At 63.9% G+C, this 22,820-nt stretch carries 25 protein-coding genes and 1 pseudogene; 9 read left to right on the forward strand and 17 right to left on the reverse strand.

Going from position 1 to position 22,820, the window contains the following annotated elements:
• Nucleotides 1-247 precede the first annotated feature (247 nt).
• Both CXZ05_RS04930 and CXZ05_RS04935 read right to left on the reverse strand, forming a co-directional pair.
• The gene (locus CXZ05_RS04930) at nt 248-928 is read right to left on the reverse strand and encodes a cupin domain-containing protein (RefSeq protein WP_219726531.1); all 681 of its coding nucleotides are present in this window, start codon (nt 926-928) and stop codon (nt 248-250) included.
• Between the two features lie 663 nt (nt 929-1,591).
• Complete coding sequence (locus CXZ05_RS04935) at nt 1,592-2,188, reverse strand: LysE/ArgO family amino acid transporter (RefSeq protein ID WP_180987270.1); 597 nt, start codon at nt 2,186-2,188, stop codon at nt 1,592-1,594.
• A gap of 219 nt (nt 2,189-2,407) precedes the next feature.
• Between CXZ05_RS04935 and CXZ05_RS04940 the strand changes: the two genes are divergently transcribed.
• Nucleotides 2,408-3,250 (forward strand): response regulator transcription factor, encoded by an 843-nt coding sequence (locus tag CXZ05_RS04940; RefSeq protein WP_219726532.1) that lies wholly within the window; start codon nt 2,408-2,410, stop codon nt 3,248-3,250.
• Here CXZ05_RS04940 and CXZ05_RS04945 read toward each other — a convergent pair.
• Both CXZ05_RS04945 and CXZ05_RS04950 read right to left on the reverse strand, forming a co-directional pair.
• A complete protein-coding gene (locus CXZ05_RS04945; RefSeq protein WP_219726533.1) occupies nt 3,247-4,383 on the reverse strand; it encodes an IS110 family transposase in 1,137 nt (378 codons plus the stop codon). The two genes, CXZ05_RS04940 and CXZ05_RS04945, sit on opposite strands and share 4 nt — an antisense overlap.
• A gap of 661 nt (nt 4,384-5,044) precedes the next feature.
• Entirely contained in the window at nt 5,045-5,380 is a 336-nt protein-coding gene (locus CXZ05_RS04950) for a YegP family protein (RefSeq protein WP_308410985.1), read from the reverse strand.
• Between the two features lie 888 nt (nt 5,381-6,268).
• Here CXZ05_RS04950 and CXZ05_RS04955 point away from each other — a divergent pair.
• The 5 genes from CXZ05_RS04955 (at nt 6,269) to CXZ05_RS04975 (ending at nt 10,130) form a co-directional block, all read left to right on the forward strand.
• Nucleotides 6,269-6,589 (forward strand): hypothetical protein, encoded by a 321-nt coding sequence (locus CXZ05_RS04955; RefSeq protein ID WP_102971493.1) that lies wholly within the window; start codon nt 6,269-6,271, stop codon nt 6,587-6,589.
• Nucleotides 6,590-6,736: 147 nt separating this feature from the next.
• Nucleotides 6,737-7,294 carry an NADPH-dependent FMN reductase gene (locus CXZ05_RS04960; protein WP_102971494.1) on the forward strand — a complete coding sequence of 186 codons (558 nt, stop codon included), beginning with the start codon at nt 6,737-6,739 and terminating at the stop codon, nt 7,292-7,294.
• Nucleotides 7,295-7,653: 359 nt separating this feature from the next.
• Nucleotides 7,654-8,505, forward strand: a complete 852-nt coding sequence (locus CXZ05_RS04965) for a S1C family serine protease (protein ID WP_258006449.1) — start codon at nt 7,654-7,656, stop codon at nt 8,503-8,505.
• Nucleotides 8,506-8,712: 207 nt separating this feature from the next.
• Nucleotides 8,713-9,138, forward strand: a complete 426-nt coding sequence (locus tag CXZ05_RS04970) for an Hsp20/alpha crystallin family protein (protein WP_102971495.1) — start codon at nt 8,713-8,715, stop codon at nt 9,136-9,138.
• A 215-nt stretch (nt 9,139-9,353) separates the two neighbouring features.
• The gene (locus tag CXZ05_RS04975) at nt 9,354-10,130 is read left to right on the forward strand and encodes a hypothetical protein (RefSeq protein ID WP_102971496.1); all 777 of its coding nucleotides are present in this window, start codon (nt 9,354-9,356) and stop codon (nt 10,128-10,130) included.
• Nucleotides 10,131-10,180: 50 nt separating this feature from the next.
• Here the strand turns inward: CXZ05_RS04975 and CXZ05_RS04980 are convergent, their stop codons facing one another.
• From CXZ05_RS04980 to CXZ05_RS04990, 3 genes are all read right to left on the reverse strand, one after another.
• The gene (locus CXZ05_RS04980) at nt 10,181-10,570 is read right to left on the reverse strand and encodes a hypothetical protein (protein ID WP_102971497.1); all 390 of its coding nucleotides are present in this window, start codon (nt 10,568-10,570) and stop codon (nt 10,181-10,183) included.
• A gap of 36 nt (nt 10,571-10,606) precedes the next feature.
• Nucleotides 10,607-11,032, reverse strand: coding sequence for a J domain-containing protein (locus CXZ05_RS04985; protein ID WP_102971498.1), 426 nt, complete (start codon nt 11,030-11,032; stop codon nt 10,607-10,609).
• Nucleotides 11,033-11,160: 128 nt separating this feature from the next.
• Complete coding sequence (locus CXZ05_RS04990; protein ID WP_102971592.1) at nt 11,161-11,583, reverse strand: Hsp20/alpha crystallin family protein; 423 nt, start codon at nt 11,581-11,583, stop codon at nt 11,161-11,163.
• Nucleotides 11,584-11,718: 135 nt separating this feature from the next.
• Between CXZ05_RS04990 and CXZ05_RS04995 the strand changes: the two genes are divergently transcribed.
• A complete protein-coding gene (locus CXZ05_RS04995) occupies nt 11,719-12,030 on the forward strand; it encodes a MerR family transcriptional regulator (RefSeq protein ID WP_258006450.1) in 312 nt (103 codons plus the stop codon).
• 115 nt (nt 12,031-12,145) lie between these two features.
• Here the strand turns inward: CXZ05_RS04995 and CXZ05_RS05000 are convergent, their stop codons facing one another.
• From CXZ05_RS05000 to CXZ05_RS23020, 4 genes are all read right to left on the reverse strand, one after another.
• A complete protein-coding gene (locus CXZ05_RS05000) occupies nt 12,146-12,394 on the reverse strand; it encodes a hypothetical protein (protein ID WP_102971499.1) in 249 nt (82 codons plus the stop codon).
• 718 nt (nt 12,395-13,112) lie between these two features.
• Nucleotides 13,113-13,517: a hypothetical protein gene (locus CXZ05_RS23330; protein WP_258006451.1), complete on the reverse strand. Its 405-nt coding sequence runs from the start codon at nt 13,515-13,517 to the stop codon at nt 13,113-13,115.
• An 11-nt stretch (nt 13,518-13,528) separates the two neighbouring features.
• Nucleotides 13,529-14,248 carry a GAF and ANTAR domain-containing protein gene (locus CXZ05_RS05010; protein ID WP_102971500.1) on the reverse strand — a complete coding sequence of 240 codons (720 nt, stop codon included), beginning with the start codon at nt 14,246-14,248 and terminating at the stop codon, nt 13,529-13,531.
• 155 nt (nt 14,249-14,403) lie between these two features.
• Nucleotides 14,404-14,556, reverse strand: coding sequence for a hypothetical protein (locus CXZ05_RS23020; RefSeq protein WP_180987271.1), 153 nt, complete (start codon nt 14,554-14,556; stop codon nt 14,404-14,406).
• Between the two features lie 186 nt (nt 14,557-14,742).
• Here CXZ05_RS23020 and CXZ05_RS05015 point away from each other — a divergent pair, with 186 nt between their 5' ends.
• The gene (locus CXZ05_RS05015; RefSeq protein WP_308410987.1) at nt 14,743-15,483 is read left to right on the forward strand and encodes a GAF and ANTAR domain-containing protein; all 741 of its coding nucleotides are present in this window, start codon (nt 14,743-14,745) and stop codon (nt 15,481-15,483) included.
• Nucleotides 15,484-15,596: 113 nt separating this feature from the next.
• On the opposite strand, the gene CXZ05_RS05020 is transcribed toward CXZ05_RS05015, so the two are convergent.
• On the reverse strand, nt 15,597-16,172 hold the full coding sequence (locus CXZ05_RS05020; RefSeq protein WP_102971501.1) for a hemerythrin domain-containing protein: 576 nt from the start codon (nt 16,170-16,172) through the stop codon (nt 15,597-15,599).
• Between the two features lie 565 nt (nt 16,173-16,737).
• Between CXZ05_RS05020 and CXZ05_RS05025 the strand changes: the two genes are divergently transcribed.
• The gene (locus CXZ05_RS05025) at nt 16,738-16,941 is read left to right on the forward strand and encodes a cold-shock protein (RefSeq protein WP_102971502.1); all 204 of its coding nucleotides are present in this window, start codon (nt 16,738-16,740) and stop codon (nt 16,939-16,941) included.
• A 295-nt stretch (nt 16,942-17,236) separates the two neighbouring features.
• Here CXZ05_RS05025 and CXZ05_RS05030 read toward each other — a convergent pair.
• From CXZ05_RS05030 to CXZ05_RS05045, 5 genes and pseudogenes are all read right to left on the reverse strand, one after another.
• A pseudogene (locus CXZ05_RS05030) lies at nt 17,237-17,382 on the reverse strand (IS481 family transposase); the annotation flags it as partial.
• On the reverse strand, nt 17,364-17,783 hold the full coding sequence (locus CXZ05_RS23590; RefSeq protein WP_308410988.1) for a hypothetical protein: 420 nt from the start codon (nt 17,781-17,783) through the stop codon (nt 17,364-17,366). The pseudogene CXZ05_RS05030 and the gene CXZ05_RS23590, both read right to left, overlap by 19 nt.
• Nucleotides 17,784-18,591: 808 nt before the next feature.
• Nucleotides 18,592-18,813: a hypothetical protein gene (locus tag CXZ05_RS22780; protein WP_146033051.1), complete on the reverse strand. Its 222-nt coding sequence runs from the start codon at nt 18,811-18,813 to the stop codon at nt 18,592-18,594.
• Nucleotides 18,814-19,074: 261 nt separating this feature from the next.
• Complete coding sequence (locus CXZ05_RS05040) at nt 19,075-21,072, reverse strand: ABC transporter ATP-binding protein (RefSeq protein ID WP_102971503.1); 1,998 nt, start codon at nt 21,070-21,072, stop codon at nt 19,075-19,077.
• Nucleotides 21,069-22,820 (reverse strand): ABC transporter ATP-binding protein, encoded by a 1,752-nt coding sequence (locus tag CXZ05_RS05045; protein WP_102971595.1) that lies wholly within the window; start codon nt 22,818-22,820, stop codon nt 21,069-21,071. The genes CXZ05_RS05040 and CXZ05_RS05045 overlap by 4 nt, the downstream gene beginning before the upstream one ends.

Raw genomic sequence — 22,820 nt, forward strand, 5'->3', positions numbered from 1 at the left:
GGCGTCGTCTTTGCGCGTCCGGGAGTCCATCTCGGCGTTCGGCACCCTTTCCCGACCTTCCCGGGCCCCGGCGGGGGAACCTCGCTCCCTCTCGTCACCAATCAAAAAGGAAACCAGATGAACTCATCCCGGATATCAGCAGCCGGAGCGTGCCTCGGGCCTTCGCGCGGTGCCCCAGCTCCGGCGTCGAGCTCTGATCCGTGAGCCGGTTGACGTTCCTTGAGGGCTATGTGGGCTTCGGTAAACCTCAACTCTGCAGCGGAGCCTCGCCGTCCATTTCCATGGGACGGGCCAGGCCGAATCGATCAATAAGCCGAGGCAGGGATTCGAAGTCCATTTGCAGCCCGTACTTTACGTTGGCTCTCGCCATGCCTTCCAGGTCAGGTGGGGCGTTGTCCGGAAAGAAGGGTGCGATCTCTTGGAAGTATTGCTCGAAACCCGCAGGTGAGATGAGCTCCAGAACCTGCGCCGGTTCCTCGTCGGCATTCCAGAAGGTATGCCACTGGTCCCTGGGTTTTCGGACCAGTTCACCTGGGCCAGCATGAAAGACATTCTCGCCCAGAAGGAAACCAACACGTCCCTTGGTAACGACCGTGAACTCGTCTTCGCGGCTGTGCATATGCAGCGGTGCTGCCAGTTCCTTCGGCGCCAGCAGGTGTTCGACGACGGAGAATCCTCCTTCCGTTGCTCCTGCTTCGAGTATTGTCCGGGCAGTCATGGCGTCACCGAAACGGACCGTGGGACCAATGTCGGCGCCGACGGGTCCGAATTTATCTGGGCTCATGGAGCAATGGTCCGCCTGGCCGGGCACTTCAACCAACGGTAAAGATAGATGCACGGCCAACAGTGGCAGGGAGTCGTCGAACGTCGTCGCCCGCGGGCAACTGTGGATGTACGCGGAGCCCGGCGAAAGCAAACTGATCGACACGGAAGTTTAGATCAGCAGGTCCGAATGGGCATCCGTCGGAACCACATCATCGGAGCCTCAGGGGCAACCTGGCGGCCTCGACATACCGTCCCTCGCCAGCACGAACGCTAACGCCGACAAGGCCTTTCGGGCGCACCAGGCGGCCCAGGTCGACGCCATGCTCGCCGCTGACACGCATAATCCGATTCGAACCTATTCGGCGAGTCATGATCCGATGCGGGGCTTAAACGTGACCGGATGACTTATCTGCGGCCGGCACGGTGTCCTGCTTCAGATACGATCCAGAGGTTCCATCGGCGCTGCCCGTGTCCTGGGCGCGGCACCGCCTCACGGTCCGGATACGGGAACAACTGCGCACTGGTAGGCGTTGCAGCCTCGTCAGAAAAGCACATCAACGAAAACATCAGAAATGAGAATCACCTAAGTGGCAGCCGATTACGACGAAGTCCGTTCCGACGTCAAAGAATCCCAGGGCTCATGGGGCTTCAGGCCGTCAGCCAGGCAGGGACTGGGCCGCTGCGTGGCCCACTACTCCCCCTAGGTTGACGAAGCGCCGGCTATCGGCGAAGAGGCGTGTCCCGGGACTTTCGGACGCCCCCCGATCGTGAGGCCCCGGCGCCGGATCTGGAGGGGAACGAGTGTCCGCAGCTACCGGTGTTGGGATCAGCGGAGCATCAGGTTGATGCCGAGGACGAGCATCAGCATGCCTGTGGTTAGGTCTACTGCGGGCCACGTGCGCGTGCTGCTGAGCGGGCCCGAGAGTGCACGCGCCCCGTACGCCAGGGCGGGGAACCAGATGGCGCTGCCCATCACGGCCCCTGCCGCGAAGATCCACCGGCCATCGGATCCGTGCTGGTTGGCGAGGCCGCCCAGCAGTACCAGGGTGTCGAGGTAGACATGGGGATTCAGGTAGGTCACGGCCAGGGTCGTGCACACCACTGATCCCCGGGACCGCGGGGCCTCGGCGCTCAAGAATGAAGGTTTCAGCGCAGCCGCGAAAGACCGCGCTGCCCACCACATCAAATAAGCGGTCCCGCCCCACTTCAGCACGGTCAATGCTGCCGGGAACCCGGACACCAATGCCCCTATCCCGAAGGTGCCACCCAGGATGAGGATTGCGTCGCTGGCAACGCAGAGTGTCACCACCACGCCCATATGCTCGCGGCGGATACCTTGACGCAGCACGAACGCGTTTTGTGCTCCGACAGCGACGATCATAGCCAGTCCGGTCGTCAGCCCTGCACTCCAGATGCTCCACATGGTCGGGACTCCTTGCACCACGGGATTAGCTCGGCACTGATGTTGGCGGCATTCCCCGGCCAGGACTTCCGGCTACTTCCCGCCGATATTTATCGGCTCCGTTGCCAGCGTCCTCTTTTTCACCCCAGCTTGATCGGATGGGGTTCTTTTAGAGTAGGGAAGCTACAACGCAAGGGGCATACGTACTTTTACGTACGGGGACCGGGTCAAAATTCTTCCGTGGACAGCTTCAGCCACCGTTTCTACACTTGCCAGATGAGCCGGACAGAACAGCTCTACAGAACGTGGTTGGAACTTGCCGGGAGCATCCTCGACCAACGCTGCGACAAAATGAAGCTTCCGTGGTCCGATATTGCAGATCTCCTGATTCAGTCATTCGATGCAGGATGCTGCAGTTGGAGCTGCGTCGACCTCCGCTGGGTAGACCACATGAAGGGATGCTGGCCCAAAGATTACCTGCCGAGCGAGCCACCGGGTGACCGCCCACCCGACGCAAGCTGGCAACCCCTACTGCGGTGGTACGCCCTGACAGGAGAAACCGCACCACAGACTATAGGACGCATTCCTCCTGAAGTCATTGATGCCGGGGCTTCGGCTGTTTGGAATGAGTTCGCCGACCCCATGGGCATCCGCTCACAAATCTCGATCCCACTTAATATGGGCGGCACTGGCCATCATGCGTTTGTCATCTCGAGACCAGATCAGGACTTTGGGGATGACGGCATCGCATTTGCACGGCTGCTGCAGCCACTCCTGGACGCATTCTTTGCCCAATACACGACTGCACTGCATGACAATCGCACGTCCAATGCCGCCACGTCCGCCGAACTTACGGTTCGTGAGATGGCAGTGCTCAATCTCTTGGGAAGGGGCATGACCGCGAGTTCAATCGGGCACCGCTTGGCGATTTCGCCAAGAACTGTGCAGAAACACCTCGAGCACGTCTACCGAAAACTGGATGTTGCCGACCGCCTTATGGCCGTGCAGACTGTGTTCGGCGGAGCCACCGCGCAATGCTCATGCCGCGAACTCAATGATGGATGTTGTGAATCGACTGGCTAAAAGACTCGGACGTGGGAAGCGTTGAGGGTCACACGGGAATAGGAGTAGCTGCGACAACTCCCGGCTGGTGCCCGTTTTGGCCGCTTCCATCGAATCGACGCAGACTCACTACACTGACGCGTGGGTGGTGAGGTCATTTTTGATCGGGACACGGCCAGCGCCGCGATTTCCAGGGCGGCTTTGAGGTAGTGGTTGCCGGGTCGGGTTTGGGTGGACTTGATTCGTCCAGCGGACTCGTTCTGGCTCGGACACACTCCCGCCCACGATGCCAGGTGACCCGCGGTGTCAAAGACGTTCATGTCCACGCCGGCTTCGGCGATGATGACGTTAGCGACATTCTTCGATATCCCGGGGACGGTCATCAGCAGCTCCCGGGCTAAAGAAAAAGGTTCCATCACCTTGTCGATGCGGGTGTCGAGGGCCGCGAGGGTCGCCTCGATCTGATCGATGCGGTTCAGATGCAGCTGCACCATGAAGGCGTGGTGGTCGGTGAAGCGGCCGGTGAGGGCTTCGACCAGCACCGCGGATTTGCGGCCCATCGAGGCGTGCGCCAGCGAAGCCAAGGCCCGCGGGTCACGCTCTCCGGATACGAGAGCATCGAGGATGCTGCGGGCGGATTGCGTGCCCAGCGTGCTTACCACCGAGGACAATTTGATGCCAGAGTCCTCCAGCCCTTTTTCCAGTCGTGAGTATTCTCGGGTGCGCTCATGGGTCAGGTTCGACCGCGTGCGGGTCAAATCCCGCAACTGGCGAATCGGCTCGGGCGGCACGAAACTGGCCGCCCGCAACAGATTGTGGGCGGCGAGCTCCGCCAGCCACGTCGCGTCTGAAACATCCGACTTCCTCCCTGGGATATTCCGCGCAGCCTTCGCATTAACCAGTTGCACATTCAGCGACTCCGCCAGCAGGAAGTAAAACGGTTTCCAGTAATCACCAGTAGCCTCCATCACCACCACCGTCACAGCAGCTGCTTCCAGATCACGGCGCAGCCGCACAATCTCGTTCATCGTCGCGCCATATGTGGTCACTGTCCTACTGGACGTTCCTGCCCGCGCTCCTGGTATCCGGATGCAAACCTTCGCATCGCGTTTGGAGATATCCATTCCTGCAGCGCGCTCGTGCACGATATCCATCATCTGCTCCTTGCATCCGGGTCCAACAACACCACCGGCAGGCGGTGCCAGATGCCGCGGGAAGGGCGGGGAAAAACATTCAGGAATCTACTAAACGGGCTCATCAGACCAACACTGCTGGGCTTGCGGCACCAATCCACGGTTCCCGTGGAAGCCCTCCACACCACGCTCATAAACAGGCTCTAAGCGCTAAGACACCTCGGCGTCGACCGCGGCACTGCCATCATCCGCCGCTACCCAAGCCAGCCACAAGGCCGTTTTCTCAAACCCCCAACGCCGCGAAGCGGCTCCACAGCTCGTAACTAACGATGGATACACCGATTTCACTGAAGGTTGCGAGACATAGTAACGAGAACGCCCCAGCTGGACGGCAGCCGGGCAGGCTCGCAAAAAATGGATTGCGCAGGCCAGCTACCAAATTGCTCAGTGAGACGCCTTGCATCCCAAGGGTTGTGTGACAAATGGAGACGCCGCCGGAGAGCCCTGGCAAGGGCCCAGGGCCGATGGTGTTTCCGGCGTGCCCTGCGAACATCCGCGTGGAACCCGCTTGCCAATGACATCAATCCATATCCGGCCGAAGTGATGAAACGCCAGATCGAACTACGCGAAACGCACCGAACTGTTCCTGCCTGGGTTACTGAACCAACGCAGCGATGACCTGTCACATGTGGGCACGGACACTACTGTGGCCGGAGAGGCGGGAGAGCCCCGCCCCTGAAAGAAAGTTGCTGCTGCCGTTGCGGATTGCTGCGGCTTGAGTGGCACGGAACCTGGGTTGCATCTGCTCACCGCTGTGGCCGGTGCTCTGATCCCGGACTAAGCCAGTGCCGGCGATCTCCCGGACAAGGGCTATGGCCGCTGCTACTGCCCGTTTCGTGGCAAACGTCTCCGAGGAGGTCGCCCACGTGGTCCCGGAAGAATCCACCAGTCTGAACCGGTAGCCGCCGTCGGGAGACGAGAAGACTTCGAATTGACCGGACATGGCAGTCTGCTCCATCTCTCCCCCTTGGGAGTGACGATCAACGAAACCCGGCCCCGGTTGAGCATCGGCAGTCACAAGGTCACACCTCGATCCAAGACCAAGCCCGGATCCACAAGGTGATGTCCTGCTGCAGGAAGCCGCCCGCGGGCGTTGTTGCGCTGGAACAATGAGGACGGGTTCTGCATACCGTCTGGAGGCAAATATCCTAACCACGGCAGTAGGTCCTTGAAAAGCCGCCGCCACCTCGAGCACAAGCACACCCCAAGACGGCTCCCGAGGCCAAGGCCCAGAGACAGGGCCGCACGACCTGCCTGGCCAAGCAACCCCGCGGGCGGCGGCAGCCGCCGCGGGAAGGGCCGTCCCGTGAGGCCGAAAGTGTCAGCCGCGGAGCGAGATCTCGGAAAACGAGATCTCGGGGAGGGACTCATCATCGGCCGCAACCCATGCGGTGAAGTCTGCGTACGACATAAAAGAGTAGTAGTCACAGAACCTCGCACCCGCTCGTTCATACGTGCCCACGCTGGTTGGTACTCCTCCTTTCTTAACCGTCTAATCCTTAAAACCGACATTGCGGATTGCGCATTCCCACTGAAGCGAAGCGAGACCGAACGCTGGGAGGACCGAAGGGCTCCCAGCGCCGGAGGAACCCGTGCGGCCGAGCCCAGGCTGGCGCTACTCCCGGTGACCGCCCTTCCATTGCTCGACGCGTCTACCGTGAGCGCCTACGGGCGGGAAACTGTCTTGCCAGCGCGTGGTGCCGGTGCTATTAAATCTATGTCAGCGGATATAGATTGACGTGGTCCTGGGTCACGCCGGGAAAGCAGCATACTTCGCACCACAACCGTATTGCCCGTTTCGCCAGGACATGGCCGTCCTGGTGCATCCCGAATGGAGGCAAAGACAATGACGATCCAGTACATGGACGACGGGTTCGCTCCCCATGTTGACCGGGGCCTGGCAGCGGCCAGGGCGCGTCTTGATTCCGGGGCTGCGGGCCGGGACCAGGGCGGGGAGGCGGAGAGGCACTCCCGGGCTATGGTGGAACACATTCTCGCCCTGGAACCCGAACGCGTCCCTGCCGTCACGGCTGAACTGTTCGCCGAGGCCATCGCCGTAGCCAACGCTGTCCGGCAATCCCAAGGAAGAGGACCTGTTACGTCTTTCCGTGCCAGGGACTTTTGGGAGATTTTGAAGGATCTGGTTGACAGCGTGTTGGAGCAGTAGCCGCATCAGTCCTGTACCGGAGTACCGGCCCGCTTGGCCGGCGGGGTTCGCGGCGAAGCGCCGCGTTCGCCGAACGGTGTTCTCGCTCCGAACGTAGCACGTGCTGGCGTAAGGCGTTGGAGAAGGTTATTGAAGGGAGTGGTTTGCGTGGTGAAGATTGCTGTGGTGGTGGGCAGCACCCGGCCGGGCCGGCGGAGCAAGCAGGTGGCTGACTGGGTGCTGGCCAGGGCAACCGCCCGGGGCGGTGCTGACTTCGAGATGCTGGACCTGGCTGATTACGACCTGCCTCTGTTGGACGAACCGATGCCGCCGTCCCTGGGCAAGTACCAGCACGAACACACCAAGTTCTGGGCGGCCACGATCGCCCGGTTCGACGGGTTCATCTTCGTCACGGCCGAATACAACCACTCCGTGCCCGGGGTCCTGAAGAACGCCTTGGATTATCTTTACGAGGAATGGAACAACAAGGCCGCCGGCTTTGTCTCCTACGGCAGCGCCGGTGGAGTCCGTGCGGCAGAAAACCTGCGCCTGATCGCCGGTGAACTCCAAATGGCCGACGTCCGAGCCCAGGTGGCGTTGCCCTTTGCCACGGACTTCGAAAACTTCACCACGTTCACGCCCAGCACCGCCGCGGAAGAAGCCCTGGAACCACTCCTGCAGCAGCTCATTGCCTGGGCAACAGCGCTTAAAACGCTCCGCACCTAATGCTGAGGAGGTGCGCCGGGCGGCACAGGCCCCGTAAGAGAGAGGAATATCCAATGCACCCCCGGAAACCGTCACGCCGCGTCTCCCGCGTGGGCGGGATGGCGTGCGCGGCAGCGGTACTCGCAGCGATCCTGTCCGGATGCACGGCTCCCGGCCAGGCCCCGGCTGCGTCATCACCGCAGCCGTCCGGCAGCGCCACAGGCAGCCCATTAGGGAGTGCTTCAGGTGGTGCACCAGGGGGCGGGGTCTCGCCGGGCCAGCCGTCCCAGGCGCCATCATCACCGGCACAGGGCGGCCCGGGGACCGGTCAAGGGCCGGTTGATATTCCCACGATTGTCAGCAACGTCCAGCCATCTGTCGTGACCGTCTTCACCGACGGCGGGCTGGGAAGCGGCGTGGTGTATTCGAAGGACGGGCTGATCCTCACCAACGAGCACGTGGTGCGCGGAAACCGCGCTGTGGAGGTGGGCTTCGCCGATGGCCGCCGGGTAGCCGGAACGGTACGGGCAATGGACCCCATCTCGGACCTTGCCTTGGTGGAGGCAAAGCGGACAGGCCTCCCTGCCGCCAAATTCCAGCCTGCCCTGCCCCGCATCGGCGAGCTCGCCGTCGTGATCGGTTCACCGCTCGGGTTTGAGAACACGGCGACGGCCGGCATCATCTCGGGCCTGCACCGGCAGATCCCGGGGTCTGCGTCCAGCAGCCAGTCCCTGGTAGACCTCATCCAAACCGATGCCGCGATCAGCCCCGGCAACTCCGGCGGCGCAGTCGTGAACAGCAGGGGCGAAGTGGTCGGGATCAGCGAGGCCTACATACCCCCGCAGTCCGGGGCCGTGGCACTCGGCTTCGCCATCCCGGCCGCCACCGCGGTAAAGGTAGCCGACCAACTCCGTGCGGACGGAACCGCCGAGCACTCCTTCATCGGCCTGGGACTGGGCGAGATCACCCAGCAGATCGCCGAAGAACTGGGGCTGCCGGACACCCGCGGGGCGCTGGCACTCACGGTCCAGGAAGGCGGCCCCGCAGACAAGGCCGGTATCCGGCCCGGTGACGTCCTCACCAGACTCGACGGCGACGAGCTCGCATCCCCCGAGGACCTGCTCGCCGCGCTGAGAAGCAAAAGCCCCGGCCAAACAGTCACCGTCGAATTCCGTCGAGGAACGGCCCGGCAAGAGGTCAAAGTTCCGCTTGCAGCACGCCCTGCCTCATAGCCCCTCCACTGGCGGCCCCACCCCGCGGGCCCATCAAGGCGCCAACCGAATCCTGTTGGACTGACCGTGCTGCTCCCCCGGCAACCCCGGCTACGGCGGCGGAGTTTCACCGTCCCAACCTCTTGCCAATGGTTAACGGAAGTGGTAGAAAATCTGTATCAACGGATATAGATCCGACCCAGTCAATGATGATCAAGGAGGCATGTCATGTTGATGATGAGCGATCCCTTCCGCCAGCTGGACCGGCTTGCCCAGCAGGTCTTCGGCACGGCCGCACACCCGGCCGCCATGCCACTGGATGCCTGGCGGGAGGACAGCGAGTTTGTGATCGCGGTCGACCTGCCCGGCGTGGACGTGAACTCAATCGACGTCGACATCGAGCGGAACGTCCTGACCGTGAAGGCTGAACGGAAGAACACCGCCCCCGAAGGGGCCGAACTGGTGGCCGCTGAGCGGCCGCAGGGCGTCTTCAGCCGGCAGCTGGTCCTGGGCGAGGCGTTGGATGCCGAGAACGTGACCGCCGGATACGACGGCGGGGTGCTGACCCTGCGTATCCCGGTCGCTGCCAAGGCACAGCCACGAAAGATCGAAATCACCAGCGGCCAGGGCGCCCAGCAGCAGATCAGTGCCTAACCGGCAGCGAGGGACGCCGAACCGCCCAGGCTGTTTCAGGGCGGCTGGCCTTCAGCGATGAACGCCGGTGCGTCTTTCGCGCAGAGGCAGGAACAGCAGGCCAGGGGTCCCCTCCCCGGCGCGGTCCCCGGTACCACCGATGACCCGGGGACCGCGCCATTACACGACGAAGGTGCACACCCCCAGACAATGAGGAGGACGGGAGACTCGCTGCAATGCCAGTCACACGCAACGTGGCCTGGGACAGGCGTTTGGAATCCTTCAAGGGCAGGGACACGACACAGTACGTGCTCACGGCTGCCTCCATGGCCCGGACGTGCGCCGCCCGCCGGGGGACCCTTGAGACCGGTGAGCCGCTCTCACTGCTGGTAAACGTCACGGAAAGCACCGCACCGGACGGAACCAGTTACGTCACCTTCACCGACTGCGTCTGCCACCGCCGCTGCAGTGATCCCGGGCTGAGTGTCCAGCACAGCCAGTGGGCGCCAAACAAACTCACCCCCATGGCCGCACGGATGGTCCTCCCCCGGCAGTCCGGCGACGGACAGGAACACCCAGTGCCGGTGCTGGCCTACACGCTGGTCCCGGTCGTGGCTTTTCGGGAGAACGACGGCGACCTGACCTCCGCCCTCGTCTCGATCCTGCTCTTCCACGGCTTCCAATTGGCCATGAGCCCGGACTTCGGCGACATCCTGGAAGACGCCGTCGAAACGTCAGCCAGCTGCAGCTTCGCCGTGACACCTCAGGGCCTGATCACCCTCAGCATCGGCGACAGAACCCTGTTCGGGGAACAGCTCCACCAGGATGAACCCAACGACGCGCTGTGGCTCAAGGCCGCCCGCGGCGGCCATGTCCTGGTCATCAGCGGGGACAACCTCATCATCACCACCAATGGCCTCGACATCCGTCATGCAGCAGCGCAGGGAACACTGGTCATCGGCACCGTCCCCGTCCCCGTCCGCCCACAGGCCATCGACCCCCTGCCCCGCTGATACCAAGGTACGTGCTCGCCCAACGGGACAGAAACTACTCCACCAGCAAGCTACTCCGCGAGCGGAGGCGGGCCGAAGAGGAATTCGTTGGCGTGCGACACGGCTTTGCGGAATGCGTCATTCCGAAGCGCCACGAGGTGTTCGCTGTCATCCTTGCCGGGCTCAAGGAAGCCGGTAAAGCCCGGGCGAAGCACCCAGATATCCCCGGCGGGCGGCAGGTAGAACACCGCAAAGGAACGGTGCTGGCGGTCGTCGTCGGTCCAGATGGGCACCACGGCCAGGGCCGCCCCGGTTGCTGGGTTGATCCATTGTGCGCGGGGCAGCGGCTCCTCATAGGCCTCGGGGTCCAGGAACGGGGCTGTGCCCTTGCCCCAACGCTGCTCGAAACGCTCATGGAAGGCCGGGATCAGATGTGAATCGTAGCGGCGCCAGTCGCTCATCGGGGTAGTTCTCCTCTGGATCTGTTGCATGTGTTGTTACGCCCACGGTCCGCTCTCCCACCTGACGGCAGTGGCGCGCAGTGGCGGCTCCCGGCGCCGGACCACGCGGACCGGAATATCTTGCGGACTGCTGCCGTTCCGCCTTCCGGCGCTCCGGCTGGTGCCCTGGCCGCTCTCTTCCGAACGTCCCGGCCGGTTGTCCTCCGCCGGTGGATCACCGGGCCCTGTCCGGGAGGCTTCCCGGTCGTAGGCGTGGCGGCGCTTGGGGTCACGGAGCACGGCGAAGGCCTGCATGATCAGCTGCAGTTCGGCAGGCGCGGCCCCCTCCCCGGCAACATCGGGGCCGGCAAGATCGGGGTGGTGCCGGCGCATGAGAGAGCGGTAGGCGCGCGCAATTTCCTGTGGCGAAGCGCCACGGGAAACATGCAGGACCGCGTAGTAGTCCGGGACAGGTCTGGCCATCTGAAGCCTGTTGCTGCTGCAGGATTGTGCTGGTCGTTTGCGGTTGCCGGTGGCAGCGGTCCGGGGCGGCCTCCGGCAGACACCCGAAGGCAGGAACCGGAGGCCGCCCCGTCAACCGCATCGAAGGGCTACGTCTCGATCTGGTGCTGCTGGCCTTTGCTTTCGATCTCGATCTTGCGCGGCTTTGCCTGCTCGGCGACCGGGATCCGCAGCGTCAGCACGCCGACGTCGTAACTCGCCTTGATGTTCTCCGCGTCCAGCGTGTCGCCAAGGATAAGCTGCCGGCTGAAGACGCCGCGCGGCCGCTCGGAGACCACCAGCTCCACGTTGGGCTGGGTGGCGTCCCGGCGCTCCGCCCGCACAGTGAGGACGTTCCTCTCAACATTCAGGTCCACGGCGTCGGGCGAAATCCCGGGCAGGTCAAACGCCACCACAAATTCCCCGTCTTCCTGCCACGCGTCCATCGGCATCGCCGCCGGACGGGCCGCTGTTCCGAAGACCTGCTGGGTGAGCCGGTCCAGCTCACGGAACGGATCAGTACGGATAAGCATCATTTCCCACTCCCTTCAGCATCTAGGTTTCGTCGCTACCCACCGCCGCACATCTGTGACGGTGGATATAGATTTCTTATAGCACTGGTGACAAACTGGTGCAAGAGGAAATCAGAGCGAATTGACGGGAAACTCGTGGCAAAACAACGCAGCAGCGGGCGCGGGCTGTACGCCATTTCGGTGGTGGCGGAACTCCTGGGGACGGGTCAGCAAAACATCCGGCTCTATGAACGCCGCGGCCTGCTCACCCCGGAACGGACCGAGGGCGGCACCCGCCAGTACAGTGAATCCGACCTTGCCGTCCTGCGCCGGATCGGAGAGCTTCTGGACGAAGGGCTCAACCTGGCCGGTGTAGCCAAGGTACTGGAACTGGAAGTGGACAACGCCCGGCTGCGGCGCCAGTTAAAGCGCGCCCGAAGCGCCCGCCCGGACGACAACGGCATGTGAAGCAGCCAAAACCCTCGCGCGGCCTAAGGCCGACTGCCTGCGAGCAGGCAGTCGGCCACAGCCACCCCGAACAGTCCCGTACGCCACACATCGTTCCGGGACGCCTTCTCCGCTTCTAGGACAGGCCTGCAATCCCGGGCTGCTTCCAGGACGGTTCCCGCCCGGGGATGTTCCGGCTGAGTAGATCCAGCAGTTCCCCCTGGTCCAGGCCGGTCGCCTCGCTGACCTCGGCAAGGGTGGCATCCCCGGTGCGCAGCAGCGCGGTCGCGGATTCCCGCAGCGTCCGGCATGCCACCTCCAGGGTGGTTTCGGCGGTTGCTATGACCGCCGCCAGCGCCCGCAGCCTCTGAAGTTCTGGGTTCATTTTCGCATCACCGCCCCTTCGTCTGGACCCCGCGGACCAGGAGCCGGTGGAATGATCCGGCGTGCACCCGGTGGGGCTCGAACCCACGACCCGAGGACCATAGATTTTTTAGCACTGCCGCAGCGCGGACGCAAGAACCATTGACCTGGCGAAGAGAGTTCGTCCCGGCGACACCGCTGCAGGTGAGGGTCGAGTTTGGAAGCCACCTCCCAGGAGATAAGCTGCGCCGTCGGAAACCGCCCGGGGATGTACGCAGTGATGTCGGCAGGACCAGCCTCGGACTAGAACTCGCGACAGGCCTTGGCGCTGCGCTGACTCCGGGAATTAGCTCCTGGCGAGATGCCAAGATCTCCTGCAGCTCAGACTCCCCCGCGTAGCCTGCATCGGCTATGCCAGCCAAGACCCGTCGCTCTGCCGAATGAGTATCCCACTCATGCTTACCGACCTTTCGATGGGAGCCGTGGGTGATCCCGCTGGCTTTGACTGGGACGATTCCCGCGGGCGATGCCTGATCTGTTCCGAGTGAGGGGCCAATGGCGCGGGCGGAGGTGGAAGGCCGGTGAAAGGCAGGAGTCAGCGCTGGATTCTGTTGCAGGGGCCGAAGGATCGGCATTGCGCGGACTTACTAACCCCTCCCAGGGGTCATTGAGTTGGGAGTTCCCGGGCGGCAGGAAGTGAAGGCGCCCCCGGGGCAATCCTTGGAGCAAGAATTCCTGACTTACTCACCGCCATCATCGGATTTCTTGCTTTCTCCGGGGGCAACCTGCCCCTGTTCCTGCTCGCCGGGGCGCTGATCGCTGGCTCCTCTGGTGGGCTCGTAGCCGGGGACGTCCGGATGTTCTCCGTCTTCGCCCGGTCCGGCGGTCGTGTCGAGCTCGTCGGCGTAGGGTGCGCGAAGGCGGGGCACAGCGTCGATGAGTTCGTTGGCGGCCATTGCCAGCAGGTCCCGCTGGGCCTCGGGGAGGGACAACAGGCCTTGCAGGTAGGCCTCGACCTCGTACTCCCCGACGGTGCCGCCGATGCTGAAATAGTTCAGCCATAGCTCTGCCGGGGTGATGTCGGAGGCTTTCAGCGCAGCGCGGAGCTGGCGCCGCTGAGCGGGTTCATAGGGATCGAAGCCCATGACGTCCGCCGTCAGTCCCGGTGCGCCGGCGTTCCGGCGATGAGTTCGGCGCTGATCTGCTTGGGGCTGCTGCCGGTTTCCCGGGCGCGGTCCATGAGGTGCTGCAGGGCCTGCTCATGGTTCAGCCCCTGGCGTTCCATCAGGATTCCACAGGCGCGGTTGATGGTGTCCCGGTGGTGCAGGGCCATTTGCAGGCTCTCGCTGATGCGCTTCGGCGCCTCGCTGGTCTGGATGTGGGAGAGCAGCGTTGCGGCCGGGGCGGCGAACTGCTCCAGCAGCCGCCCGGTGTCCGCGCCATAGGCGGAGGGAAGCGGTGAGTAGATTTTCAGCGCCCCCAGGCATTCCTTGCCGGAGATGAGCGGTGCGCTGACGACCGAGCGGACGGGCAGGGCGGCGACTGCGGCGCTCCACTGGGGCCAGCGCGGATCCGTCTGGACGTCCTCGATGAGGATTGTTTCCTCGGCAGCCCAAGCTGTCAGGCAAGGGCCTTGTCCGAGCTGGTACTGCAGGGCATCTGCCTGTTTGACGATATGGTCGGTAAATCCTGCGCTGGTCCGGCGGCCCCGGGCATTCAAGAGCGACACCCCGGCTCCTACGGTTCCGGGGATGGCATCCTTGATGGCCCGGGCCAGGAGCTGAACGGCGCGGTCGACTTTTTCTTCGGTGAGGAGCAGGCCCTTGATCCGGCCAATAGCCGTGGAAAGTTCATCAAGGGAAAGTCTTGGTTCCATGAGGATTCCTCCGGTCGTGTCCGGGCGAGCAGCCTCGGGACGGTGCGGGGAAAGCCACCGCGCACAAAACCATGCGCCATCTTCAGCATAACCCTCACAGCCTTGACCGTGCGGTGGAAATCCGGCCGTTGCCGCCATGGCCACCACCTTGAAGCTCAGTGGCCGGGGCCGCGGGTGCCGCCCCCGGAGTCGTTGCCGAGGGCAGCGTCCCGGATGGTGATGGAGTGGCTGCGGCGCAGAACGGAATCAGGGCCCCGGTCCCAGAGGCCGAATTCGGGCTCCTGGGGAGCCCAAACCAGGGGCTCCACAATCCCCGCCGCGACGTTAGGGGCAGTGCCGGCAGCTTGTCCTCGGCCCGCGCTGTGCTAATTGGCTGGTTCTTTGCCTGAGCCTGCGACGTAGACTTCAAAGTAGTCCAGACACGTGGACCAGAGTCCTTTACGAAAGGGCTATGCCCTTCAGGGATTGCTGCCAGGGCAAAGCAGGAAGAGGCCATGATGACCACAGAGGAACCTCGCATCGACACTGTCGCCGAACATCTTCAGGACCTTGTGCTCGGCTGCGCGGACGTCGAGGACCTCCTCACCGAACTTGCCGTTTTTTCGGCGATGAGCCTCTCCGTCCAACACCGGCTCCTGGCCAGTGTCACCTTGCTGCGGCATAAGAAGGCCACCACTGTGGCCTGCAGCGATTCAAAGGCAGTTGCCCTGGATGAGATTCAATACGGGTTCGGCGACGGCCCTTGCCTCACAGCCATCCGCGACATGGACATCGTGCACATACCGGACCTCAGCCACGAAACAAGATGGCCGGAATACTCCGCTGCGGCACGGGATCAGGGGATCGGTTCGATCCTGTCCGTGCCGATGCCCCTGGAAGGGGAAGCGAAGGCGGGACTGAACCTGTACTCCACGGATCCCCATGCCTTCCGCGGCGAAGACATCGAAGAAGCCGAGGCGTACAGCGGTCAGGCTTCCAAGGCGCTGCGCCTGGCCGTGAGGATCGCCCAGCTCATCGATACCCGCAACAACATGACCGCTGCGATGCAATCGCGCACCACGATCGATCTGGCAGCGGGAGCGATCATGGCACAAAACCATTGCACCCAAGAGGCCGCGATGAAAATCCTCAAGATCGCTTCCAGCAGCCGCAATGTCAAGCTAAGGGACGTCGCCGCGTCCGTGGTTGCCTCCATATCGCAGGACCCCGCGGTCCTCACGCACTTCGACGAATGACCTGGAACTGCGATTAGCCGCCATACTCCTCAACAATCACAGCCACCACCGGATCGACAGTCGCAGTATCGGGCCGGTGGTGTTCGGCCACACTCCGGTTCGTTCCTTTGCGGCTATTCGGTGTGTCGTCCTGTCAGCTTATCCAGCAGCCGGTCCACCATGCCGACGCCTGGGCCCACAGTCTTGTGGAACAGCTCAGAGTGGGGGGCGCTCGGGTGCGGTCGGGTCGGCGCGGCTTTTTTGGCGTTCTGGACTTTTTCTCCCATCTCCACGAGCTTCTCATGGGGGATGTGCGAGCGTAGTTTGGGGAACTGCTCAGTTTCCTCATCGTTGGCGTGGTGGCTCAACTGTGCCTGCAACTGCCCGATCAATTCCAGGAACTCCGAGGCGGAGGGGTCCACGCCTTCGATTCGCTTCATCAACTTGACGATCTCGTCGTGCTCTTTCTTATCGTGTTCGACTTCCTCGGCGCCGTTGGGCACGTGGTCTTCAACGGCCGGGTAGACGAACATTTCCTCCGCTACGGCATGGCGCATCACTTCGGCGATCAACGTGTCAGCTATGTCTCGGCGCTGTCCGGCCTCGGGCGTGTGCTCAATCTGGCCGATCAGTTCAATCATCTCCCGGTGGTCCGCGGTCAGGATGTCAACGACATCAGAGTTCGTCCCGTGAGTGTTGGTCTCGGTCATGGCCGGATCCTCCTTCGGATCTTGGATATTCGGCGCCGCTAAGAGGGCCCAACGTACCATCGGGCATCCAGGATGGCTATGGATTTTATCCGCAGGCCCAGCTGCACAGGGACCGTGAAGACAGCCCGCCCCAGGCGCGTGGTCAGGCTTTTCCTTCAGTCTGTGACTCTTGACCGAGAATAGCGGATAAGCCGAGGGTTGAAATGGCAGCTACAGGGACGCACTTATGTCTCGGAACCCTACGGTTACGAGACGTTCTGATTCCTACCCCGACGTTCTGAATACGCCCTTTCCCGAAGCTACTTAGAACCACTACGTAGTCGTCAGCTGCACCGGGACTGCCAGGTGAAATTTGCTGAAAGTGGTGAAACCGGTGAATCTTTCCCAACCTGGCAGCAAGGGCTACGAATCTTTGTGTTCGTGCCCTCAAAACGCCTTGTGAATTTCAGTGCATCTTGTGAGTTTGGTGAGTCTTGTGAGTCGATAGCTGAATATGGCAGATTATCGTTGGCGGGCCTCAGTGTAGGCTGCTTCCGCTTCCCGCACGGAAGGCTACATTCGCGGCATGGCAACAGGCACGGTCAAGTGGTTCAATGCGGAAAAGGGCTTCGGCTTCATCACCCCGGATGACGGTGGGAAGGATGTATTCGCGCACTATTCCTCGATATCCGGCCGCGGTTACCGCTCACTGGAAGAGAACCAGAAGGTTACTTTCGAAGTCGAGCAGGGCCCGAAGGGACCGCAGGCGCAGAACATCACCACGCTCTAGCTTGCCCCGGTTCCTATCGTCGTTTGCGGTTAGACCTGGTCTTCTGAAGCCAACTCAGACTCTTGCTTTGCACTGCGGAGGACGGCGGGGCGGGTGGGCTTTGCCCGGCTTGAGGAACAGGACAGGCCAGGTGATCCGCATCCGGTAGATTCCAGGGCAAGCACGCACAACCGGGCGGCAGGTCACTTGGCGAAGCTCCGGGCAAATAGCGGAATGGGCCTACGCCAAGCCCTACGCATCAGAGGCCGAGCGTGTTGCCGCTTTTGCCGACTGGCTCCATCACTACACAAGCGAGCATGGTGCGGTTGTAACGCCCGACTTTGCCGTTGGTTTGTGGCCTGTACGGGCGGGGCGTTTGTGCTTGATGTCTGGGCCCAGGGCGTCCTTGAACGCGTGGGAGCGGTAGCAGGAGCCGTTGTCGGTCAGCACCCGTTTGACGGTGAAGCGGCAGGACTCAAAATAGGCAGTGCAGCGACCGGGCTTGCCTTCCGCGCCTTGGCCTGTGTCTTACTGGCCAAGGCTGCGCGGGGGTGGGTGCCTTCACTGCGTGCTGCTGCGAGCCTGCCCTTTACCTGCTCGTCGGTGGCCGCGCCGGCAAGGGACGCGGCGAACGCCTGGTGATGGGCTTCGGAACCGTACTCAGCTGCTGAGCTGCTTTCGGCCTTTTCACCCTGACTTTGAAGTCCTTTGCTGTCGGTGCCGGTGACGCTGTTCTCGATCTCGCGGCCCAGGGTCTCGATGCGGGCAAAGAGGTCGGCTTCGGTGCGTTCGTAGCGCTGCTCGAGCGGCTGGTCGTGAGTGCCGGTGAACCGCCTTCGGCGAGGAGTTTGGCCTCGTGCCACTCTCTGGCGGCGTCCACGAAGGAGGCGGCCGTGAAGTGGTCCTCGCCTGCGCCGTTGAAGTTCGCCGTGGTTTCTTCGGGGAGCTGGTCAATGGTGGGACCGTTTGTGCCGTCTTTGGCCATCAGGTACAGGCGTTCCTTCACAAGGATGTCGGCAGCTTCGACCGCCTCGGGAATCGGGCGTCCTGTGGGCTGTCTGCAGCGCTGCGACCAGTGCCTGGTTGGTCAGGTACTCGGCGGGGACCTGGTGCCTCTCCATGGCCGGGGCGAGCTTTTCGGCTTTTACCCGGAGGTCTTCGGCCTGTGCCGCAGCGATGAGTGCCATGCCCTTGTCATGCTCCCGGGCCGCTTGAGAGCGGGCCCGTTCGGCGCTGACGGTTTCGACACCGGATTCCAGGTACGCGGCGTCGGCGCCGATGTGGGGGTGTCGATTCCGTAGCGGCGGTGAACCTCATTGCGGATCCGGTCGGCCGCGGCCAGGGCGGCAGGGTCGTGGTCCTTCCATGCCTCGGACAGGGCGTACGCGTCGGTGATGTCTGTGGGCTGTGCCTGGTGCCACCACTGGTCCCGGTGGACCGGGCGAGTGCGCCCTGCATCGCTGCACGCCCGGCCATGTACCGGGACTGGGTCTCCGGTGCTGCCTGGGCGTCCTGGTGTTCGCGCTGGCGCAGGGATTCCTGCCGTTGCCGGGTGAGGGTTTCGGCGATGCGGGAGGCGATCAGCAGCGACTGCCGCAGCCCGTTGTCCAGGATGTCATTCATTCCGTCTGATTCACTCATGGTGTTCCCCCCTACAGTTGGTGCCGGTTCTTACCGGTCGATGACGGGCCCGGAATCGGGACCGGTGTGCAGGCGGGTTTGTGCCGGTGTTGGCGTGGTCGAGATGGCCGAGCCGGGGCGGATGGGGGCCATGCCGCGAAGCCCCAGTTCCACCGACTTCGGTGCGGTGTCTGTTCTGGTGCCGTCACCGCCGGCGCGCCGGCGGCGACGGGTTTGGGCAGGGTCGCGGCGAACGGTTTGAGCTGTGATCATGCTTCGGCACCGCCGGCAGCCGCTCCACCAGCTCGGTCGCGTCGCGAGTGTAATCCACCCAGAGCCGGCGGTCCGGTGTAGCCGTTTCTCATATGTAAACCTGCGGCCGCGGCTCCCTATGCAGACTGGAGGCTAAAAAATATTGCCATTGCGCCCTGCAATTGCGATCAAGGGAGCACTCCTGCAGCAGAGCCCTGAGCGAAACGGACGCTAGGCCCCGAAACCGTTGGGCCACAACTGTCCGTTCGCGCTCAAAGCCCCCTAAACCTCAGCCGCCGGGGCCGCGAACTGCGCCTCGTACAGCCGCGCGTACGCCCCGCCGGCGGCCAGGAGAGAAGCGTGCGTGCCCTGCTCCACGATCTGCCCGGACTCCATCACAAGGATGAGGTCGGCGTCGCGGATGGTGGAGAGGCGGTGCGCGATCACGAAGCTTGTCCGGTCGCTCCGCAGCGCGCTCATCGCCTTCTGCACCAGCAGCTCGGTCCGGGTATCCACCGAAGAAGTCGCCTCGTCCAGAATCAGCACGGACGGCCGTGACAGGAACGCCCGGGCAATCGTCAACAGCTGTTTCTCCCCCGCGGACACATTGGAGCCCTCGTCCTCGAGCACGGTGTCGTACCCCTCCGGCAGGGAGCGCACGAACCGGTCCACGTACGTCGCCTGCGCCGCCTCCACAATCTCGGCCTCCGAAGCCGAGGGACGGCCGTACGCGATGTTGTCCCGGATGGTCCCGCCGAACAGCCACGTATCCTGCAGCACCATGCCCATCCGCGAGCGCAGCTCCCGCCGGGAAACAGCGGTGACGTCCATGCCGTCGAGCGTTATCCGCCCCGCATCCAGCTCGTAGAACCGCATCATCAGGTTCACCAGGGTGGTCTTGCCGGCCCCGGTGGGGCCAACAATCGCCACCGTCTGCCCGGGTTCGGCAACGAGACTGAGGTCCGTGATCAGCGGCTTGTCCGGTGAGTAGGAGAACGAGACGTTCTCGAACACCAGCCGGCCCCGCCCGCCGTCGAACGAACGTCCGCCGGCGTGCCCAAGCGAAGCACCAGGATCCGCCGACTGCTCCTCCTCATCCAGCAGTTCGAACACCCGCTCCGCCGACGCCACCCCGGACTGCAGCAGGTTGGCCATCGACCCCAGCTGGGCCAGCGGCTGGGTGAACTGTCGCGAATACTGGATGAACGCCTGCACATCGCCCAGCTGCATCGCCCCGGACGCCACCTGCAGCGCACCCACCACCGCGACCCCCACGTACACCAGGTTCCCGATGAACGTCAGCGCCGGCATGATCAGGCCGGAAATGAACTGCGCGCCGAAGCTCGCCTCGAACAGCTCCGCGTTCTTCTGCCGGAACCGTTCCTCCACCTCCCGCTGCCGCCCGAACACCTTCACCAGCGCGTGCCCCGTATAGGTCTCCTCGATCTGCCCGTTCAGCTCGCCCGTGTGCTTCCACTGCGCCACGAACAGCTTCTGCGAGCGCTTGGCGATCAGCGCCGTCGTCACCAGCGTCAGCGGCACCGTCACCAGCGCAATCAGCGCCAGCACCGGCGAGAGCAGGAACATCATCACCAGCACGCCCAGCACCGTCAGCAGCGACGTGACCGCCTGGGAGATGGACTGCTGCAGGCTCTGCGAGATGTTGTCCACGTCGTTCGTCACCCGGCTGAGCAGCTCGCCGCGCTGGATCGAGTCGAAGTACCGCAGCGGCAGCCGGTGGATCTTCGCCTCGATCCGCTCGCGCAGCCGGTACACGGTCCGCTGCACCACACCGTTCAGCACATACGCCTGGATCCAGCCGAACGCCGACGCCAGCACATACAGCGCCAGCGCCCACAGCAGCACGTTCGCCAGCGCCGCGAAGTCGATCCCCGCCCCCGGCGTCAGCGTCATCGCCCCGATCATGTCCGCCTGCGCATCCTGCCCCGACGCCCGCAGCCCGGCGATCACCTCTTCCTTGCTCACCCCGGCCGGCAGGTTCTTGGACACCACGCCGGCGAAGATCAGGTTGGTCCCCTCGCCGAGCAGCCGCGGCCCGGTCACCGAGAACGCCACGCTCACGACGGCGAGCGCCAGTACCAGCGCCAGCCACGCCCGCTCGGGGCGCAGCTCCCCCAGCAGCCGCCGGGCCGACGGCCCGAAGTTCAGCGCCTTCTCTGCCGGGACGTTCATCCCGGCGAACGGTCCGCCGCGGCCCGGTCCGCCCGTCGGCCGGGGAATGCGTACGACGGCGGTGCTCGCCTTATCGGTCGTACTCATGCCGCCTCCTCCGCCGCCAGCTGCGAGGACACGATCTCGCGGTACGTCTCCGAACTCTCCAGCAGCTCACTGTGCGTTCCGCGCCCGACGATCCTGCCGCCGTCGAGCACCAGAATCTGGTCCGCGTCCATGATGCTGGAGACGCGCTGGGCAATGATCACCAGCGTCGCCCCGGCGGTGTCCCGGTGCAGCGCCCGCCGGAGCCGCGCGTCCGTGGCGGTGTCCAGCGACGAAAACGAGTCGTCAAAAATGTACAGTTCCGGCCGCTTCACCAGCGCCCGGGCGATCGCCAGCCGCTGCCGCTGCCCGCCCGACACGTTCGTGCCGCCCTGTGAGACCGGCGCGTCCAGGCCGCCCTCCATCTCGCGCACAAAGTCCTCTGCCTGGGCCGTGGCCAGCGCGTGCCACAGCTCCTCCTCGGTGGCATCCGGCTTGCCGTACAGCAGGTTGCTCCGCACGGTCCCGGAGAACAGGTACGGCCGCTGCGGCACCAGTCCGATGTGCCCCCACAGCAGGTCCGGGTGTAGCTCCCGCACGTCGACGCCGCCCATCAGCACGGAGCCGGACGTGGCGTCGAACAGCCGCGGCATGAGGTTGACCAGCGTGGTTTTCCCCGACCCCGTGCTGCCGATCACCGCCGTCGTCCGCCCCGCCGGGGCCGTGAAGCTGATGCCGCTGAGGACCGGCCGCTCGGCGCCCGGGTAGGCGAATACGACGTCGCGCATTTCCAGCTCACCGCGGGCGGTGGCCCGGGAAGTATCAGCCGCGAAGACCACCGGGTTCACGGGCGGCCGCACGGACGACTCCGTCTCCAGCACCTCCCCGATCCGGTCCGCCGAGACCGCGGCGCGCGGGATCATCACGGCCATGAAGGTTGCCATCATGACGGACATCAGGATCTGCAGCAGATAGCTCAGGAACGCTACCAGCGTGCCCATCTGCATTGAGCCGTCCTCGATCCGGAACGACCCGAACCAGATCACCGCCACGCTGGAGACGTTGAGCACCAGCATCACCACGGGAAATGCGAGCGCCATCAGCCGTCCGGCCCGCAGCGCCGTGTCCGTGACGTCCTCGTTGGCGCCCGCGAACCGCTCCGATTCCAGGTCCTCGCGCACGAACGCCCGCACCACCCGGATGCCCGCCAGCTGCTCGCGGAGCACCCTGTTGACGGCATCGATCCTCAGCTGCATCAGGCGGAACAGCGGCACCATCCGGCTGATGATCACCCCGACGCCGAGCAGCAGCACCGGCACGCTCACCGCGATCAGCCAGGACAGCTGGGCATCCTGCCGGACGGCCATCACCACGCCGCCGATGCTGAGCATGGGCGCGGCCACCATCAGCGTGGCGGACATCAGCACCAGCTGCTGCACCTGCTGGACGTCGTTGGTGGACCGGGTGATGAGGCTGGCCGGGCCGAACCGGGTGACCTCCTGCTCGGAGAACCCGCCCACCCGGGTGAAGATCGCCCCGCGCAGGTCCCGCCCCATCCCCATCGCCGCCTTGGCTCCGAAGTACACCGCCGTCACCGCGCACGCAATCTGCAGCAGGGTGATGAACAGCATGAGGCTGCCGACGCGCAGGATGTAGCCGGTGTCCCCCGTGGCCACGCCCAGGTCGATGATGTCCGCGTTCAGGGTGGGGAGATACAGGGAGGCAATGGACTGCGCCAACTGAAAAACGACGACGGCGATCAGCAGCCGCCGTTGCGGCTGCAGGTACCGGACAAGAAGCTTCCAAAGCAT

It is taken from the genome of Arthrobacter sp. AFG20, from assembly GCF_002892795.1.
Taxonomy (GTDB): Bacteria; Actinomycetota; Actinomycetes; order Actinomycetales; family Micrococcaceae; genus Arthrobacter.